Source organism: Amycolatopsis sp. NPDC021455 (assembly GCF_040640995.1).
In the GTDB taxonomy this organism is placed as follows: Bacteria; Actinomycetota; Actinomycetes; order Mycobacteriales; family Pseudonocardiaceae; genus Amycolatopsis.
Genome location: NZ_JBFACT010000016.1, coordinates 101,060 through 116,651, shown reverse-complemented (window position 1 = coordinate 116,651; position 15,592 = coordinate 101,060). Strand labels below are relative to the sequence as shown.

At 71.0% G+C, this 15,592-nt stretch carries 10 protein-coding genes and 2 tRNA genes; 2 read left to right on the top strand and 10 right to left on the bottom strand.

Annotated elements, in window-relative coordinates; all coding sequences use genetic code 11:
* Nucleotides 1-72 precede the first annotated feature (72 nt).
* Nucleotides 73-1,857, top strand: coding sequence for a BTAD domain-containing putative transcriptional regulator (locus AB0G28_RS20925; protein WP_361091080.1), 1,785 nt, complete (start codon nt 73-75; stop codon nt 1,855-1,857).
* Here AB0G28_RS20925 and AB0G28_RS20920 read toward each other — a convergent pair.
* From AB0G28_RS20920 to AB0G28_RS20905, 4 genes are all read right to left on the bottom strand, one after another.
* On the bottom strand, nt 1,850-2,251 hold the full coding sequence (locus tag AB0G28_RS20920) for a hypothetical protein (RefSeq protein ID WP_361091077.1): 402 nt from the start codon (nt 2,249-2,251) through the stop codon (nt 1,850-1,852). The genes AB0G28_RS20925 and AB0G28_RS20920 overlap by 8 nt on opposite strands.
* Nucleotides 2,252-2,506: 255 nt before the next feature.
* Nucleotides 2,507-2,582: transfer RNA gene (locus AB0G28_RS20915), tRNA-Glu, on the bottom strand.
* Between the two features lie 101 nt (nt 2,583-2,683).
* Nucleotides 2,684-2,755 (bottom strand) — tRNA-Gln (locus AB0G28_RS20910).
* Nucleotides 2,756-2,804: 49 nt separating this feature from the next.
* Nucleotides 2,805-3,539 (bottom strand): HAD family hydrolase, encoded by a 735-nt coding sequence (locus tag AB0G28_RS20905; protein ID WP_361091166.1) that lies wholly within the window; start codon nt 3,537-3,539, stop codon nt 2,805-2,807.
* A 559-nt stretch (nt 3,540-4,098) separates the two neighbouring features.
* Here AB0G28_RS20905 and AB0G28_RS20900 point away from each other — a divergent pair.
* Nucleotides 4,099-5,349, top strand: a complete 1,251-nt coding sequence (locus AB0G28_RS20900) for an FAD-dependent oxidoreductase (RefSeq protein ID WP_361091074.1) — start codon at nt 4,099-4,101, stop codon at nt 5,347-5,349.
* Here the strand turns inward: AB0G28_RS20900 and AB0G28_RS20895 are convergent.
* The 6 genes from AB0G28_RS20895 to AB0G28_RS20870 all read right to left on the bottom strand — a co-directional run bounded on the left by AB0G28_RS20895 (nt 5,346) and on the right by AB0G28_RS20870 (nt 15,580).
* Nucleotides 5,346-6,116 (bottom strand): fumarylacetoacetate hydrolase family protein, encoded by a 771-nt coding sequence (locus AB0G28_RS20895; protein WP_361091071.1) that lies wholly within the window; start codon nt 6,114-6,116, stop codon nt 5,346-5,348. The genes AB0G28_RS20900 and AB0G28_RS20895 overlap by 4 nt on opposite strands.
* Nucleotides 6,117-6,147: 31 nt before the next feature.
* A complete protein-coding gene (gene cimA / locus AB0G28_RS20890) occupies nt 6,148-7,752 on the bottom strand; it encodes a citramalate synthase (RefSeq protein ID WP_361091068.1) in 1,605 nt (534 codons plus the stop codon).
* A 687-nt stretch (nt 7,753-8,439) separates the two neighbouring features.
* Nucleotides 8,440-9,480, bottom strand: coding sequence for a 3-isopropylmalate dehydrogenase (locus tag AB0G28_RS20885; protein ID WP_361091065.1), 1,041 nt, complete (start codon nt 9,478-9,480; stop codon nt 8,440-8,442).
* A gap of 228 nt (nt 9,481-9,708) precedes the next feature.
* Complete coding sequence (locus AB0G28_RS20880; RefSeq protein ID WP_361091062.1) at nt 9,709-13,062, bottom strand: S8 family serine peptidase; 3,354 nt, start codon at nt 13,060-13,062, stop codon at nt 9,709-9,711.
* 230 nt (nt 13,063-13,292) lie between these two features.
* Complete coding sequence (gene serA, locus AB0G28_RS20875; protein ID WP_361091059.1) at nt 13,293-14,891, bottom strand: phosphoglycerate dehydrogenase; 1,599 nt, start codon at nt 14,889-14,891, stop codon at nt 13,293-13,295.
* Nucleotides 14,892-15,016: 125 nt separating this feature from the next.
* Nucleotides 15,017-15,580, bottom strand: a complete 564-nt coding sequence (locus AB0G28_RS20870) for a helix-turn-helix domain-containing protein (RefSeq protein ID WP_361091056.1) — start codon at nt 15,578-15,580, stop codon at nt 15,017-15,019.
* Between the last annotated feature and the right edge of the window lie 12 nt (nt 15,581-15,592).

Genomic DNA, 15,592 nt, shown 5'->3' with positions numbered 1-15,592 from the left:
ACCAATGCATCACCAAAGCGGGCCGGGGCAGACTCGTCGCCGGATTTCGACGAGCGCACAGGGGGTTGCGGGATGGAGATCCGGCTGCTGGGCCCGGTGGCGGTGCTGACCCACCGGACGCCGGTGCCGACCGGACGGCGGCAGCTGCGGCTGATGCTGGCGGTCCTGGCCGTCGCCGCGCCCCGGCCGGTACCGGTCGCGAAGCTGATCGACCGGGTGTGGGGCGACCACCCGCCGGCGCAGGCCCACCAGGCGGTCTGGACGCGCATCGCCGGGCTGCGCAAGGTACTCGCCGGTGCCGGCGCGCCCGAGCCGCCGGTGTCGTGGCAGCCCGGCGGGTACGTCCTGCACGTGGACCCGGGCCAGGTGGACCTCCACCGGTTCCGCCGGCTCACCGGAGCCGCCCGCCGTCCCGGCTGTCCCGACACCGAGCGCGTCGCGCTCCTGGCCGAGGCACAGGAACTGTGGCAGGACACGCCGCTGGCCGGTCTCGGCGGCGACTGGGCGGCGCGGCAGCGGGACAGCTGGCAGTCCGAACGGCTGGACGCGGTGGTCGCCTGGGCCCGCGCCGCGTTGCGCCTCGGCCGGCCCGGCGCCGTCGTCCCGGTGCTGCGGGACCTGGCCGACGACCACCCGCACGCGGAACGGCTGACCGCGGAACTCGTCCGGGCCCTGGCGGCCGGCCACCGGACCGGCGAAGCGATCGCCGAGTGCCGGGCCGCCTGCGACCGGCTGCGCCGGGAACTGGGCGTCTCGCCCGGCCCCGAGCTGCTTTCCCTGCGGCGGGCGCTGCTGGCCGGGGAACCCCTGCCGGTGCCGCCGGCCGCGGACGGTCCCCTGGTCGTGCCGGCCCAGCTCCCGGCCGACGTCGCGGGGTTCGCCGGCCGCCGCGCGGAGATCGCCCGCCTCGACGAGCTGGCCGCCGAGCGCGTGATCACGGTGTCGGGGACCGCGGGCGTCGGCAAGACCGCGCTCACCGTGCACTGGGCCCACCGCGTCCGCGCCCGGTTCCCCGACGGGCAGCTGTACGTGAACCTGCGCGGGTTCGACCGGAGCGGGCAGGCGACGGATCCGGCGGAGGCGACGCGGCTGCTCCTCGACGGCCTCGGCGTTCCCGCCGCGCGCGTGCCCGCCGGCCTGGACGGCCGGGCCGCGCTCTACCGCAGTCTGCTGGCGGGACGGCGGATGCTCGTCGTGCTCGACAACGCCCGCGACGCCGAGCAGGTGCGGCCGTTGCTCCCGGGCACGGCCGGCTGCCTCGTCCTGGTGTCCAGCCGCACGACACTGACCGGGCTCGTCGCCGCGCACGGGGCCCGTCTCCTCCCGCTGGACCTGCTGTCCCACGCCGAGGCACGGCAGTTGCTGGCAGCCCGGCTGGGCCGGACCCGCACGGACGCCGAACCCGCGGCGGTCGCCGGGATCGTCACGGCGTGCGAGCGGTTGCCGCTGGCCCTCGCGATCGCGGCCGCCCGGGCCGCGGCCCGGCCCCGGCTCCGGCTCGCCGTCCTGGCCCGGGAGCTTCGCGACGCGCGGTCCCGGCTGTCGGCCCTGTCCGGCGACGACCCGGGAACCGACCTCCACAGCGTGCTTTCCTGGTCCTACGCCGCCTTGAGCCCGGGGGCGCGCCGGCTGTTCCGCCTGCTGGGCGCATCTCCCGGGCCGGACGTCACCGTCGCGGCCGCGGCGAGCCTCGCCGGGATCCCGGCCGACCGGGTCGAGCCGCTGCTGGCCGAGCTGACGCTCGCCAACGTCCTCACCGAGCAGGCTCCCGGCCACTACAGCTGCCACGCGCTGTTGCGCGGCTACGCCGCGGCGGTCGGGTCCGGCGTCCCGGACCCGACGGCTCGGCCTAGGTGAGGGACTCCCAGCCGAGGAGGTTCACCCGCCCCACGGGACAGCTGAGGCGGACGTTGTAGGTCCCCACCGCGGGCAGCGGCGCGCTGTTGTACCGCGATCCGTTGAAGCAGATGATGTAGACGCGGATGGCCCCCGAGGTGACCTGGCAGGTGAAGTCGACGACCACGAAAGGCGACCGCGAGAAGTAGTTGCAGGTGAAGACAGCACTCGCGGCGGTCCGCGGAGCCGCGCTCAAGCTCCCGGCCATCGGGGCCGCGGCGGCGGTGACCGCGGTGTTCGCCGGGGCCGCGGACGCCACGGCGGGGGCAGCCACCCCGAAGCCGGCGACCAGCAGGGTCATGGCGAGCAGCGTTTTCACGGCCCGCGTGACGAGGGGCCTGGTGGATCGACGCATGCGTATCTCCTCCGTTGTCCGAGCGGAGTCCACGCTCCGGGGTCGTGGACGGCTCTCACGGTGCCCCGGAGACCTGTGCGCCGAGCTGACCGGATCCTTACCGCCGACCGGGCGGCGTCCACAATGCACTCGAGGCGAGGGATGCGCGATCGGCGTCCGATTCCTTGCGGTGAAAGCGTTTCCGGCCGAAGCGGGCGGCCCGGAAACGACAAACACGGCTGGTCGAAGATCGACCAACCGAGTTCGGAGTGTTGCTGGTACCCCCGATGGGATTCGAACCCACGCTACCGGCGTGAGAGGCCGGCGTCCTAGGCCGCTAGACGACGGGGGCTTAGGATCTTCCCTGGTTTCCCAGGGGCTTTTCTGTTTTTCTTGCTGGAGAGAACTTACCAGAGGCGATTTCTCGCCCCGCAGGGGGGTCACTCTCCGCAGCTGGGGTACCAGGACTCGAACCTAGACTAACTGGACCAGAACCAGTCGTGCTGCCAATTACACCATACCCCAGTGAGGTACCGCCCCGGCTGGCCGGTTCAGCACCGCACGAGGAGAAATACTAGAGCACGCCGTTCCGGACGGTGAACGCGGGGGTGCCCGTGCCGCGCTGGGCGGGGACCCCGATCGTGGCGTACTCCGAAACCAGCAGCTCAGGCAGCTCGGCGAGGCCGGCGACGGTGTGGACGCCTTCGGGCGCGCGCTCGCCAATGCCGTCGCGGTCGAGCCACACCGCGCCGAGGCCCGCGTCGCGGGCGCCGATCGCGTCGGTGTCCAGTTTGTCCCCCACGTGGACCGCCTGGGCCGGTGCGCAGCCCATGCCGAGGCAGACCGTGTGGAACATCACCGGATCGGGTTTCGCCACCCCCAGCTCGCCGGCGATGGCGATGTGGTCGAAGAACGGCGCCAGGCCCAGGTCGGCGATCTTCTTCCGCTGGTGGACGCCCGAGGCGTTCGTCACGGCGGCCAAGGTCAGCCCGGCCGTGCGCAGCCACTCCAGGCAGGGGATGACGTCGTCGAACAGTTGCCACGAGTGGTCGAGCAGCTCTCTTCGGCGACGCTCGAAGGAACTGACCTGCTCGGCGTCGGCCAAGATGCCGATCTCGGCGAGGAAGCAGTCCGTGCGCCGCTGGTGCATCGTGGCGTAGTCGAGCTCGCCGGCGACGACCAGGGCGACGTGCTCTTCGGTGATCAAGTCCCACAACGGCCACAGATCGCCCCGGCCGGTGAGGATGTGGAGGCTGCGGCGGATCGCGGCGGTGCAGTCGATGAGCGTGTCGTCGATGTCCAGGCACACCAGCCGGAGCTCGGGGGGCGCCCAGGGTTCGTGCGCCACCGCGGCGGGCGGGGCGGTTCGCGAAGGGGTCCGGGGTGCCAGGGCGAAATCCACCCAGTGAGGCTAGGGCAACCGCCGCGTTCGCGACGCTGCCAAAGAGGTGATTGCCGCTCGCCTGTTCCGGCGCACCGGCTCTACTCCCAGTTGGCGAACCGTCTTCTTTTGGTTATCCGGCCACGGCGCGCCGCCCGCGGCGCACCTCGCCGCGGACCGGCCGGTGCCGGCGCTTTCCGGCCGGAAACCCTTGCCACCCAAGGGGAATTCGTCTGTCCACAAGGGTCCGTCAGCAGTCCGGGGGCGAAGCCGTACCCACGATGGTGGACCAGCTCCGCCGAACGGTCGCGTTTGGACGGTTTCTCGCCCCCGGCCCTCCGCGAAACGCGGATGAAACACACGAGGACACGGACGGACCACCGGCACCCCGCTCGTCGCCCGATCAGCGTATCCCTCGCCACACCGCTTGACGCCGGCCTCGCGAGGGTGCATCCTCAGGTTATTCAACAAGTGATGAATAAGGGAGATGGTCGAGATGACCGAGCGCACGACCTGCGTCGTCATCGGTGGCGGGCCGGCCGGGATGGTCGCGGGACTTCTGCTGGCCCGGGCCGGCGTCGAGGTGACAGTGCTGGAGAAGCACGCCGACTTCCTGCGCGACTTCCGCGGCGACACGGTGCACCCGTCGACGCTCACCCTGCTCGACGAACTGGGGCTCGGCGAGAAGTTCGACGCGCTGCCGCACAGCGAGCTGACCGCGGCGGGGTTCCCCCAGGAGAACGGCGAGCTGATGAAGCTGGCCGACTTCACCCGGCTGAAGGTGGCGCACCCGTACATCGCGATGGTGCCGCAGTGGGACTTCCTCGACCTGCTCGCCGAGAGCGCCCGGAAGGAGCCGACCTTCGTCCAGCGGATGGAGACCGAGTGCACCGGCCTGGTCCGCGAGCACGGCCGCGTCGTGGGCATCACCTACCGCACGACCAGTGGCGAGACCGGCGAAATCCGCGCCGACCTGGTGATCGCCGCGGACGGCCGGTGGTCGCTGGCCCGCCGAGAGGCCGGCCTGGTGCCCCACGAGTACGACTGCCCGTTCGACGTCTGGTGGTTCCGGCTGTCCCGCCAAGAGGCGGAGCAGGGCGGCATGCTGATGCCGAAGATGCGGGACCGGCGCTTCGCGGTGCCGCTCCCCCGGCCGGACTTCTACCAGGTCGCCTACCTCGCGCCGAAGGGCGAGGACCTGCGTGCCCAGGGCATCGAGGCGTTCCGGGAGAACGTGACGCAGATCTGCCCCGAGTTCGCCGACCGGGTGCACGAGCTGAAGACGATGGACGACGTCAAGTTCCTCGACGTGCGGCTCAACCTGCTGCGCAAGTGGCACGTCGACGGGCTGCTCTGCATCGGCGACGCGGCGCACGCGATGTCGCCGATCGGCGGCGTCGGCATCAACCTGGCGGTGCAGGACGCGGTCGCGGCGGCGACGCTGCTGGCCGAGCCGCTGCGCCGGGGCCGTCCCACCGAAGCGGACCTGGCGAAGGTGCGCGCGCGGCGGCTCGCGCCGACGTTGCTGGTGCAGGGCCTGCAGCGCCTGATGCACCGGACCGTCGTGCGCGGGGTGATGAGCGGCAAGCGCAACGGCCCGCCGACGCCGATGATCAAGGCGTTCGCGCGGTTCCCGCGGCTGTCGTACCTCCCGGCCCGGCTCCTCGGCCTCGGGCTGCGGCCGGAGCACGCTCCGGCGTTCGCCCGGCGGCCGATGGAGCCGGTGGCGAGGGGTTAGACGTTCTCGACCGGGTTGGTCAGGGTGCCGATGCCTTCGATGGTGATCGAGACGCTCTGGCCACCCTCGATCGGGCCGACGCCCTCGGGGGTGCCGGTGAGGATGACGTCGCCGGGCAGGAGCGTCATGACGCCGGAGACGAACTCGACCAGCTCGGGGATCTTGTGGACGAGGTCCGAAGTCCGGCCATCCTGCTTGAGCTCGCCGTCGACCTCGGACTTCAGCGCCAGGTCGGACGCGTCGAGCGACGTCTCGATCCACGGCCCGAGCGGGCAGAACGAGTCGAAGCCCTTCGCGCGGCCCCACTGGCCGTCGGACTTCTGCAGATCGCGGGCGCTGACGTCGTTCGCGACGGTGTAGCCGAGGATCGCGCTCGCGGCACGGGCCGCGGGGACGTTCTTGACCGGCTGGCCGATGACGATGGCCAGCTCGCCCTCGAAGTCGACCCGGCCGACGCCGGACGGGCGGCGGATGGGCGCGTTCGGGCCGATGACCGTGGTCGACGGCTTGATGAACAGCATGGGCTCGGCGGGCACCTCGTTGCCGAACTCGGCCGCGTGCTTGGCGTAGTTGCGGCCGACGGCGATCACCTTCGACGGCAGGATCGGCGCGAGCAGCCGGACGTCGGCCAGCGGCCACCGCTTGCCGGTGAAGTTCGGCTGGCCGAAGGGGTGTTCGGCGATTTCGAGGACCTGGGCGTCGTCACCGTCGCCTTCGATCGAGGCGAACGCGACACCACCGGGATGAGCAATTCGGGCTAGGCGCACGCGGCCAGTCTACGTGCGCCCGCCCACCCCTTCAGGCCACGGTGGTGCTCTTGTGCACGAGCGCGTCGCACAGGGCCAGCCAGCTGGCCTCGACGATGTTGCCGTGCACGCCGACGGTGGTCCACTCGCGTTCGCCGTCGGTGCTCTCGACCAGCACGCGCGTCACCGCGTCGGTGCCCGGGTGGCCCTGGAGGATGCGCACCTTGTAGTCGGCCAGCTCCACACTGTCCAACCAGGACAGGTGCGGCGACAGCGCCTTCCGCAGGGCGGCGTCGAGGGCGTGCACCGGGCCGATGCCCTCGGCGGTGGCGATGACGCGCTGCCCGCCGACGTGCACCTTGACCGTGGCCTCGGCCATGACCTCGCCGTCGGGGCGGTGGTCGAGCACCACGCGGTAGGACTCGAGCTGGAACGGCGCTTCGACGGGGACGTCGGCTTCCTGGCGCAGCAGGAGTTCCAGGGAGGCGTCGGCGGCCTCGAAGGACCAGCCTTCGGCTTCGAGGCGCTTGACCTTCGTGATGGCGCTGGTGAGTGCCTCGGGCCGGCCGGCAAGGTCGACCCCGAGCTCACGTCCCTTGAGCTCGAGGCTGGCCCTGCCGGCCATCTCGGTGACCAGTACCCGCATGTCGTTGCCGACGGAAGCTGGATCGATGTGGTTGTACAGCAACGGATCCACCTTGATCGCGCTCGCGTGCAGTCCCGCCTTGTGGGCGAAGGCCGACGCCCCTACGTAGGCCTGGTGGGTGTAGGGGGCGAGGTTCGCGATTTCGGCAAGGGCATGGGAGACCCGGGTGAGTTCGGCGGCGCCTCCGGTCGGGAGGACGTCCATGCCGAGCTTGGTCACCAGATTTCCCGTCACGGCGAAGAGGTCGGCGTTGCCGGCCCGTTCCCCGTAACCGTTGGCGGTGCACTGGACGTGCGTCGCGCCGGCCTGCACCGCGGCGACGGAGTTCGCCACGGCGCAGGAAGTGTCGTCCTGACAGTGGATTCCGAGGCGGAACCCGGTCTTTTCCTTGATGCTCCGGACGGTCTCGGCGAGACCGAGCGGAAGCTGGCCGCCGTTGGTGTCGCAGAGCACGAGGACGTCGGCACCGGCGTGGGCGGCCGCGTCGAGAACCTTGAGTGAGGTGTCGGGGGAAAACGCGTAGCCGTCGAAGAAGTGCTCGGCGTCGAGGAACACCCGCCGGCCTTCGTTCGTGAGGAACTCGACGGTGTCCCGGACCATGGCGCAGGCCTCGTCGACGTCGACCCGCAGGGCGCGTTCGATGTGCCGCAGATCGGACTTGGCGACGAGCGTGACGACCGGCGCCTCGCTGTCGAGCAGCGCCCGCACCTGCGGATCGGCATCGGCGGTGGTGCCGGCCTTGCGCGTGGCCCCGAACGCGACGAGGGCCGCGTGCTTCAGGTCGAGTTCGCCCTTCGCGGCGCGGGCGAAGAACTCCGTGTCCTTGGGGAGAGCCCCGGGCCAGCCGCCTTCGATGAACCCGACACCGAGCTCGTCCAGCAGCCGCGCGACGGCGAGCTTGTCCTGGACGGAGTAGGAAATGCCCTCCCGCTGCGCCCCGTCCCGGAGCGTCGTGTCGTAGAGGTGGAAGGCGTCGCCGAGCGGGGTATCGGCGGGCTCCTTGCGGGTCACGGTCTTCTCCTAGCGTGTTCCTGGCGTTTCAAGGCAACAAAAAAACCTCCCGCAGGGTGCGAGAGGTTGCGCGCCGGGTGCTCTTGTGGAGCTATCGTCCGGCGCGCTCGGCGATAATGATCGCGAAGCTGGTCACGGTCGCATCATGCCACAACGATTGCGGGCGAGTCCAGGAACTGGGCCAAGCTCCCACCATCCGGGAACCCGCCGGTGGTCAGCAGCTCAGTGGCCCACCACCCCGAAGCCCGATTGTGACTACGGCCGGCAGCACCGCGTCAAGGCGGGAAAGCGTGCCTTGACCCGGCACTCCCGGCCGTGTTCTGGCTTCGTATCGGGGGTCTGGGTGGGGTGCCAGTTGTGTTTCAGCGTTGCCGTTCACGCCGGCTCGGCATCGCCAAGGGGCGCTTCGAATTCGCCGGTTCCCCCACCGACCATGCCCCACCGCTCCCTGGGGGCTGACCCCGGTCCAGTCTACCGGCGGCCGCCGACAGAACCGGCCGGAAAGCCCGCCGGCCGCCGAGTTGTCCACATCGCGGCGGAGCTGTGGACAACCCCGCCATGGCGAGCTTTCCGGATGTCCTGAACGACTCGTTCCTGTCGTCGGACGTCGTGAACGAGTCGTTCAGGTCATGCGGCGGACACGAAAAAGCCCCGCACCCACCAAGGGCGCGGGGCTTCCCCGAAAACTCAGCCGGCCGTCCGCACGTTGGACGACACCAGCGCCGCGAGCCGGTCGCCGATCGCCTGGGTGGCCCCCGGCGAGGACTGGTCCCGCGTCGCGAGGTCGAACGCCACGGAAGCCTCGATCCGCCGCGCCGCTTCCTTCTGGCCCAGGTGGTCCAGCAGCAACGCCACCGACAGCACCGCCGCCGTCGGGTCCGCGAGCCCCTGGCCCGCGATGTCCGGCGCCGAACCGTGGACCGGCTCGAACATGCTCGGGTTGCGGCGGGTCATGTCCAGGTTGCCGCTGGCCGCCAGGCCGATGCCGCCGGTCACCGCGGCCGCGAGGTCGGTGATGATGTCGCCGAACAGGTTGTCCGTCACGATCACGTCGAACCGGGACGGGTCCGTCACCAGGTGGATCGTCGCCGCGTCCACGTGGGAGTACGCGACCGTCACCTCCGGGTGCTCCAGCGAAACCTCTTCGACGATCCGCGACCACAGCGACCCGGCGAACGAGAGCACGTTCGTCTTGTGCACCAGCGTCAGGTGCTTGCGCGGGCGGCCCTCGGCGCGGTTGAACGCGTCCGCCACCACGCGCCGGACGCCGAACGCCGTGTTGACGCTGACTTCCGTCGCGATTTCGTGCTCGGTGTCCTTGCGGATCAGACCGCCAGTGCCCGCATACGGCCCTTCGGTGCCTTCGCGCACGACGACCATGTCGACGTCGCCCGCGTCGGCCAGCGGTCCCCGGACCCCCGGGTACAACCGCGCCGGGCGCAGGTTGACGTGGTGGTCCATTTCGAACCGCAGGCGCAGCAGCAGGCCGCGCTCGAGGATTCCGCTCGGCACCGTCGGGTCGCCGACCGCGCCCAGCAGGATCGCGTCGTGCTGGCGGAGCTCGCCGAGGACCGACTCCGGGAGCAGCTCGCCGGTCGAGTGCCATCGGGCGGCGCCGAGGTCGTAGTTCGTGATCTCCGCCGTCGGTACTACCTCGCCGAGCACCTTCAGCGCCTCGGAGACCACCTCGGGCCCGATCCCGTCACCTGGGATCACCGCGAGCCGCATCCACACACCTCCGTCGACCGGACCACCGACCGCACCGATGGCCCACCGCAACAAAACGCCAGCAGCCGGAAGGTTACCGGCCGTAGACAAACGGCCGTAGCCGCACCACCCTTATGCCGCATCCTCCCGCAGGGTGAGACACCCGATCGGGGGAACGCGAGAGGGGCGCTCCCCGCGGAAACCCGCGGTGAGCGCCCCTGGTCCTGCGTCAATCGATCTTGCGACGGGTCAGCGGTGACCAGCCCCGATCGGCTGACGGTCGTTCCCCGGCCGGGCGTCCTCCACCTTGACCACGTTCGCCCGGTTGCCCGCGGCGTTGTGGTGCTCGATGGCCAGCAGCCCGAGGGCGTTGTCGGCCGCGGCCGACAACGCGTTGCGGGTGACGACCAGCGCCGTGCCCGGCTTCGCGACGTAGCCCAGCGCGGCGTCGCCGCCACCCTGCACCGTGTAGCCCGGCGCGAGCGCGTCGAACGAAAGCGGCGTGCCGACGTAGTCGATCAGCCCGTTCGTCGTGCCCGGCGCGACGTAGAAGCCGCTGACGCCGACGGTGTAGGAAATGCGGTGGCTGTCGGCGTTCGCGTCGATGCCCAGCGCGGCCAGGGAAACCGGCAGCGTGATCACGTTCGTGTCGAACACGTTGGTGTCGACGTCGCCGAGCTGGCCGTTGACCGCCTGGACGTCGACGGTCGGGAAGCCCGGCTTCAGCGCGACCGTGTTGGCCAGGAGCACGTCGGTCGACGTCGCCTTGGTCACGTAGGTCTCGAAGTCCGGCAGCCCGTCCCCGGTGGTGTCGATGTCGACGAACGGCGACGTGTTGCTGCCGATGTTCGCCCAGTCGCCCCAGGTGGACAGACCGAACGCCAGCAGCGCGTTCTCCGGCTCACCCTGCGCCTTCGCCAGCGGCGCGGTCGACGCCGCACCGATGTAGCGGAGGTCGCCGCCCTTGGCCGTCTTGTTCAGCGTGCAGTCGGTGACCACGTCCGCGTCGCACTCGGGCAGCTGCGGGGACTCCGCCTGCAGCTCGAGCACGCTGATCAGCGAGCGGTACCGCTGCGCGCCGGTGCCCTGGTCGACACCCTTGCCGCCGAGGTTCAGCACGGCCTGGGTGGCGTCCGGCCCGAACTTCACCGACGCCGGGGTCGAAATCGTCGAAACCGGCTTGGGTGCGGCGTAGACCGAAACCCGCAGCGGGACCTTGGCGCCACTGACCGGCGTGAAGGCGACGCGGCCGGAAGCGTCCGCGACGAACTGCCGGGCCAGGCCGGCCTGGGTGGCCGACATCGTCGGGTCCATGATCTTGCGCAGCGCCTTCGGGTCGGTGATCTTCAGCGTCACCTTCACCTTGGCGGTGCCGCGCGGGGTCAGCTTCACCGACGGCTTGTCCACTGTGTACTCGACACCCGGCAGCGCGTTGACCGCCTGGTAAGCCACGGTGTACTCGGCGGGCGTGACACCCTTGTTGACCAGCTTGATCGTCTTCGACAGCGTCACCGGACCGGACGCCTCGACCGTGCCGAAGCTGACGCTCACCGCGCCCGGGTCGTCGACGACGTAGGCGAGCACCTGGTTGTCCAGCGCGGCCTTCGCGTCGATCCGGCCGCTGCCGACGCGCTGCGGCGCGTAGGTGTGGCCCTTGCCGTCGGAGACGTCGTGGCCGGCGGTGTCGATGACCGACGCCTTGACCTCCTCGACCGACCAGTCCGGGTGCGACTGCCGGACCAGCGCGGTGATGCCCGTGGTGTGCGGAGCGGCCATCGAGGTGCCCGACAGCACGGTCCGGCCGTTGCCGCTGCCGCGGAACGCCGAGGTGATCGTGTCACCCGGCGCGGCGACGTCCGGCTTGACGGCCGGGCCGCGGGTGCCGCGCGAGGTGAACGAGCTCGGGGTGTCGACGATCGTCTTGTCGTAGGTCTGGATCGACGCGCGCCCGGCGCCGTAGAGCCGGACCTGCAGCGTGCCCGCGTTCAGCGCCGGACGCAGCGACGCGGTCGCGGCGCCGGTGAACTGGAACATCGGGATCGCCGCGTTGCCCGCGATTCCCGCGCTGAAGTGCTCCAAAGTGGACGACAGCAGCGCGCCCTTCGCCCCGGCGGCCTGCGCGTTGTTGGCGCGCGCGGCCGAGCCGCAGGCCCGGGTCGAGTCGTTGTCGTCCCACTCCAGCCAGACGAACTTGCCGGTGGCCTTCGCCTTGTCCTCGGCGGAGTACGGCGCGCAGCCGGCGGCGTTCGCCGCCGACAGCTTCACGACGGGCGCGGTCAGGTCGAGCGTGTCGGCCGCGGCGTAGTTCTGGCTGTACTGGCCGGTCTTCTGGCCCGCGACGGTCGACGGCGCCTTGACCTCGGCGGCGTCACGCAGGACGCCCGCGTCCCGGGTGCTGGCCACGGTCAGCGCCTCGGGAGTGTTGCCCGGGGAGCCGGCGATGTCGTTGATGTCGCCGCCGTTGCCCGCGGAGATCACCGGCAGCACGTTGTTCGCGGCGAGCTTGCGCACGAACAGCGAGTCCGGGTCGTCCGGCGCGCCGAAGTCGGAGCCGAGCGAGAGGTTGACGATGTCGAGGTGGTCGGTGAAGTCGCCGTCGCCGTCCGGGTCGAGCGCCCAGTCCAGCGCCTGCGAGGTGACGTTCGTCGAACCCGTGCAGCCGAACACCTTGATGGCGTAGAGCAGCGACTTCGGCGCCGTGCCCGGGCCGATCGACATCGCGTCGACCTTCTTGGCGTCCAGCTTCTTGTAGTCGCCCTTGAAGGTCTTGCCGTCCGCGGTGACGCCGAAGCCGCCGATGGTGCCGGCGACGTGCGTGCCGTGCTCACCGCAGGCGAGCGGGTTCGGGTCCGGCTTCGGGGTGGTCTTGCCGGGCGTCGCCGCGTCGTAGTCGTTGCCGACGAGGTCGGTGCCGCCGACGACCTTGGCGCTCGGGAAGAGCGGGGTCGGCTTGGTGGAATCGACGCTCTTGTAGGCGGCCTGCGTGCCGGGGCCGCCGAAGTCGGCGTGGGTGTAGTCGATGCCGTCGTCGATGACGCCGACGCGGACGCCGTCGCCGAACTTGCCGGTCTGCTGCCACGCGGCGAGGGTGTTGGTCAGCTGCTCCGCGCTGGCGTTGGTGCGGGTCTTCGGCACGACCGTGCGCACCGCGACGACGTCCGCCCGCTTCGCGACCTCGCGCAGCTTCGCGGCGTCCGCGGTGACGACCACGCCGGGGACGGCGTTGGCGGTCTGCGTGACGACCTGCGGCTTGGCGTCGGCCGCGCGCAGCTGGCCGACGACGGAGTCGACCGCGGCGGCGGTGTCGGCCTTCGCGGCCTTCGCGGCCCGCTTCGCCTGGTCTTTGCCCTGCGGCTCCGCGGCGGTGAACGCGTCGACGGCCGGCTTCTTGGCCAGTTCGACGAACGCGGTGACCCGGCCCTGCGCGGCCCCCAGACGCGGCGACAGCTTGCCCTGCAGCTGCGCGTCGTCGATCTTGGCCGGTGCGACGCCATCGGCGAGCGGAGCATCCGCTGCGCTCGCGACCGGCGCCCCGAGCGCGGCCGCCAGAACGACGGCGAAGACCGCCGTCGTGGCGCGCGCGGGGAGGCGGGATCTGCTCATGAGTCGGCCCCTTACTCGAGGTCTGGACCCGAACCTGCCTGCCGCTCCTGACACCCCCGACGGTGAAGCGCGGCACAGCGCCGTGCCCTCGACGACGCGTGGTTCGACCTCGCGCAGAGAACCTAATGCCCCAAAACACCTACTTACGTAGGCAAAGGACTCCGTTATGTGAATGTGATTGCGCACGAAGGCCCCCTGCCGGGTGACAGGGGGCCTTCGAAAGGGTTACGTCAGTTGAAGTCCACCGCACGGATCGTGTGCGCCCCGACCGACGCGCCGATCGGCTCCAGCAGGTGGGCGTCGATGTGGCGGTCGACGCGCAGCAGCATCACCGCGTCGGAGCCGTCGGTGGTCTGGCTGATCTGCGCGGCCTCGATGTTGATGCCCGCTTCGCCGAGCAGCGTCCCGACGCGGCCCATCACGCCCGGCCGGTCCGGGTACTCGACCAGCAGCACGGTGCCTTCGGCGCGCAGGTCGAACCCGCGGCCGTTGACCTCGACCAGCTTCTCGACCTCGTCCTTGCCGGTGACCGAGCCCGACACGGTGAGCGTCGTGCCGTCGGCGTGCACCGCGCGCACGGTGACCAGGTTGCGGAACTTGGGGCTCTCCGGCTCGGTCACCAGCTCGACCTGCACGCCCAGCTTCTCCGCCAGCTGCGGCGCGTTGACGAACGTGACCTGGTCCTCGACCACGCCGGTGAACACCCCGCGCAGCGCCGCCAGCTGCAGCACGCTGGTGTCCTCGCTGGTCAGCTCGCCCTTGACCTGCACCGTCACCGACGTCGGCGACGTCGGGTTGAGCGCCGTCAGCAGCTGGCCCAGCTTCTGGACCAGCGACAGGTACGGGCGGACGTGCTCGCCGACCGCGCCGCCGCCGGAGACGTTCACCGCGTCCGGCACGAAGTCGCCGCGCAGGGCCAGCAGCACCGACCTCGCGACGTCGGTGCCCGCGCGGTCCTGCGCCTCGGCCGTCGAAGCGCCCAGGTGCGGCGTCACGACGACGTTCTCGAGCTCGAACAGCGGGCTCGAGGTCGTCGGCTCGGATTCGAACACGTCGATGCCGGCGCCGCCGACGTGGCCCGAGCGCAGCGCGTCGGCCAGGTCCTGCTCGACGATCAGCCCGCCGCGGGCGGCGTTCACGATGATGACGCCCGGCTTGGTCTTCTTCAGCGCCTCGGCGTCGATGAGGCCCTTGGTCTCCGGCGTCTTCGGCAGGTGGATGGAGATGGCGTCGGCGCGGGTCAGCAGCTCGTCGAGGGTGACGAGCTCGATGCCCAGCTGCGCGGCGCGGGCGGCCGAGACGTAGGGGTCGTACGCGATGAGCTTCGTGTCGAAGGCGGCGAGGCGCTGGGCGAACAGCTGCCCGATCTTGCCCAGGCCGACCACCCCGACGGTCTTGCCCTGCAGCTCTACGCCGGAGAACGAGCTGCGCTTCCACTCGCCGCCGCGGAGGCTCTGGTCGGCGGCCGGGACGCGGCGCGCGACCGACAGCAGCAGGGCGACGGCGTGCTCGGCGGCGGAGACGATGTTCGACGTCGGCGCGTTGACGACCAGGACACCGCGCTCGGTGGCGGCGGGCACCACGACGTTGTCCAGCCCGACGCCGGCGCGGGCGACGACCTTGAGCTGGGTGGTGGCGCCGAGGACCTCGGCGTCGACCTGGGTGGCGGAGCGGACCAGGAGCGCGTCGGCGCTCTTCACCGCCTCGAGCAGCGCGGACCGGTCCGTGCCGTCGACGTGCCGGACCTCCACCTCGTCACCGAAGACACTCAGCACGGAGGGGGCGAGCTTCTCCGCGATGAGGACGACGGGCTTATTGGGCTTGCTCACGATGCGGCTCCCACTATCTGGTCATTTCCACGACGCTCGGTGTCGACGAACGGTCTCTGCACGTCGTTGTGCCCCGGTCGTGGCGGAGTTTAACGCGCAGGAGCGCCCGTTGGCGTCCCCCGGTGTTAACTCGCCCGTAATCCCTCGAAAACAAGAGCAAGAAGGCGGTGCATGCCCCCTTCCCCCGGCAGGTGGCGTCCCGCCCAGGATGCCGCGTGCAGCAACAGAAGCAGCTCCTGCGCGGTGACGTCCTGGCGCAGCTCGCCCGCCCGTTTCGCACGTTCCACCAGATGGGAACCAGCCTCGCGCATCGCGTGGCAGGACGCATACAAACGGGACGATTCGTCGTTCAACGCGTCGGCGGTCAGTTCCACCAGGCCGCGGAACGTGCCGGTCGCGTCGCCGAGCCCGGCCAGCCAGGTCTGCAGCGCGTTCAGCGGTTCGGGGTGGGCGAGCAGTTCGCGCGCCCGCTCGGCCTGGGCGTCGAACCGGGCGCGCAGGAGCGTCTCGAGCAGCGCGTCCCGCGTCGGGAAGTGCCGGTAGAGCGTGCCGATGCCGACCCCGGCGCGGCGTGCGATGTCCTCCAGCGACGCCTCGACGCCATGTTCGGCGAAGGCGCGTTGCGCCTCTTCGAGGAGGCGTTCGTAGTTGCGGCGGGCGTCCGCGCGCATCGGCTTCACATCGGTCATCGCCTCTCCGAG